Raw genomic sequence first — 2,762 nt, 5'->3', positions numbered from 1 at the left:
CGAGGCGCTGCACGGCGTCGCCCGTGAGCAGCTGGTCAACAACCAGAACGCGACCGTGCTGAACAACACCACGTCATACCCGCTGAGCCTGTCCCTGGGCTCGACCTGGGACCCCGAGCTGCAGTACACCGAGGCGACCGCGATCTCGGACGAGGCCCGCGAGGTCGTCAAGGACAACAAGTACGACCTCGACTTCTACTCGCCGACGATCAACCTCGCCCGCGACCCGCGCTGGGGCCGTACGGACGAGTCGTTCAGCGAGGACCCGTTGCTGACGACGAAGATGGCCGACCAGTTCGTCAACGGCATGGAGGGCAAGGACGAGAACGGCAAGCTCCTGCCCGGCAGCAACGGCTACTACAAGACGCTCACCACGATCAAGCACTACGCGGCCAACAACAGCGAGTACAACCGCCTCGGCGGCGACTCGGTGATGGACGACCGGGACCTGCGCGAGTACTACACGAAGCAGTTCCGCGACGTCATCCGCGACACCCAGCCGGGCTCGATCATGAGCTCGTACAACAAGGTGAACGGCGTCCCGGCGGCGGCGAACACCTACCTGATCGACAACCTGGCCCGCCAGACGTTCGGCTTCCAGGGCTACTTCACCTCGGACTGCGACGCCATCTGGACGATCCAGCAGCGCAACGGCGGCCGCTACCCGACGTGGATCCCGCAGGGCTACGACCACGTGCCGAACCAGTACGAGCGCCACGCCCTGGCCAGTGCCGCCGGTGAGGACCTGGACTGCAACACGGGCTACCACGACCAGTGGAGCTACGCGAACACCATCCCCACCGCGGTCGCGCAGAAGATCAAGACGCAGAACGACACGTTCAACGAGAACGACGTCGACGTGAACGTCACGCGCCTGTTCACCGCGCGAATCCAGCTCGGTGAGTTCGACGCCGAGTCTCAGGTGCCGTGGATCGCCGCCGCCCGTTCCCGCGTCTCCAAGGGCACCTGGGTCAACAGCGACGCCAACAACGCCGTCACCCAGACCCCGGCCCGGCTCGCCCTGGCCCGCAAGGTCGGCGCGGAGAGCATCGTCCTGCTCAAGAACGACGCCGCGGCCGACGGCAGCAGCCTGCTTCCGCTGAAGGTGCCGGCGTCCGGCGACTACAAGGTCGCCGTCATCGGCTACTACGGCAACCCGCCGAAGAACGAGGTCTACCTCGGCGGCTACTCCGCCGACTTCACGGCCGCGGGGCAGCGCAACATCGTCACCGGCTACGAGGGCCTGAAGTCCGCCATCCAGGCGGTCAACCCCGGCGCCACTGTCGACTACCTCAAGGGCACCGCCAGCCAGCGCGGAGCGCTCATCCCCGCCGACGTCGCGGCCGCCGCGAACTACGACGCGGTCGTCGTCTACGTGGGCAACGACCACACGGACGCGGCCGAGGACAAGGACCGCACCACGCTGACCCTGCCGGGCTCGCAGGAGGCCCTGGTCAACCAGGTCGCCGCGGTCAACCCGAACACGATCGTCTACATGGAGACGATCGGACAGGTCAACGTCGAGAGCTTCAAGGACAAGGTCCCGGCCATGCTGTGGAGCTCGTTCAACGCCCAGCGTCGCGGTGAGGCCCTCGCCGACGTCGTGCTCGGCAAGGTGAACCCGGGCGCGCACCTGCCGTTCACGTGGTACCAGAGCGAGGCGCAGCTGCCGCCGATCGACGACTACAACCTACGTGGTACGAACGGCACCAACGGCCGCACGTACATGTACTTCAAGGGCCAGCCGACCTACCCGTTCGGCTACGGCCTGAGCTACACCAGCTGCGAGCTGTCCAAGCTGCGCCTGAACAAGTCCGCGGTGGACGCGAACGACACCGTCCGCGTCCGGGCCGAGGTCGAGAACACCGGCAGCACCGCCGGCGCGCAGGTCGCGCAGCTGTACGTCACCACCCCGGACGCCCCGGCCGCCAAGCAGCGCCCGATCAAGCGCCTCGTGGCGTTCGACAAGGTCGACCTGGCCCCGGGCGAGAGCACGCACGTCAACTTCGACGTGAAGGTGCGCGACCTCGCGTTCTACGACGACGCCGCCGGCAAGTGGGTCGTCGACCCGGGCCGCTACGGCTTCGAGCTCGCGTCCTCGTCCACGGACGTGGCGCAGACGCAGTACGTCACGGTGTCCGGCGCGCTCGACGCCGTGCCCGCGACGGTCACGGCCAAGCCGGTCGTCGCCGGCGCGGACAAGGCCGCCGACATCGCCCAGCGCCTGGTCTTCCCGGTCGGCGCCACCGTCGACCCGCAGCTGACCGTCGCGCTCAGCGACGACCGGCTGTTCGGCTACGTCCTCAAGGGCAAGAGCACTGCGCTTCCCGCCGGGATGAAGGTCAAGCTGACCAGCAACCGCAGCAACGTGGTGAAGATCGACTCGAGCGACACGATCCGCACCGTCAAGGCGGGCGTGGCCACGGTCACGGCGCAGGTCAGCTACAACGGCGAGAAGGCGAGCGGGAGCTTCGTCGTCTACGTGAAGTAGCCCCTCCCGCTGCGGCCCTGCCCAGCACGTGACACCGGAGAGCGCCTCCGGCCGCGCACCAGCGCGGCCAGGGGCGCTCTTCGGCGTCGGTCGACGGTCAGGCGGCGCCCCCGCCCCCCGGCAGCGGCCGGGTCAGGCCGCGGCGGCGGCGCGTACGGACCGGGCCATCTCGACGTCCTCGCGGGCCGACACGACGAGGGTGCGCACCGACGCTGCGGGGGCGCTGACGTCGCGGTCACCGCGCCCGTCCGCGACGGCCGCCGTGTCCACG

1 protein-coding gene is annotated in these 2,762 nt (G+C 68.9%); it reads left to right on the top strand.

Going from position 1 to position 2,762, the window contains the following annotated elements; all coding sequences use genetic code 11:
* A partial coding sequence (locus G9H71_RS22050) for a glycoside hydrolase family 3 C-terminal domain-containing protein (protein WP_166284909.1) occupies window positions 1-2,491 on the top strand: 2,491 nt, incomplete at its 5' end.
* Between the last annotated feature and the right edge of the window lie 271 nt (window positions 2,492-2,762).

It is taken from the genome of Motilibacter deserti (assembly GCF_011250635.1).
In the GTDB taxonomy this organism is placed as follows: Bacteria; Actinomycetota; Actinomycetes; order Motilibacterales; family Motilibacteraceae; genus Motilibacter_A; species Motilibacter_A deserti.
The sequence above is the reverse complement of the archived record's forward strand: the minus strand, read 5'-3'. Positions and strand labels throughout refer to the sequence as shown.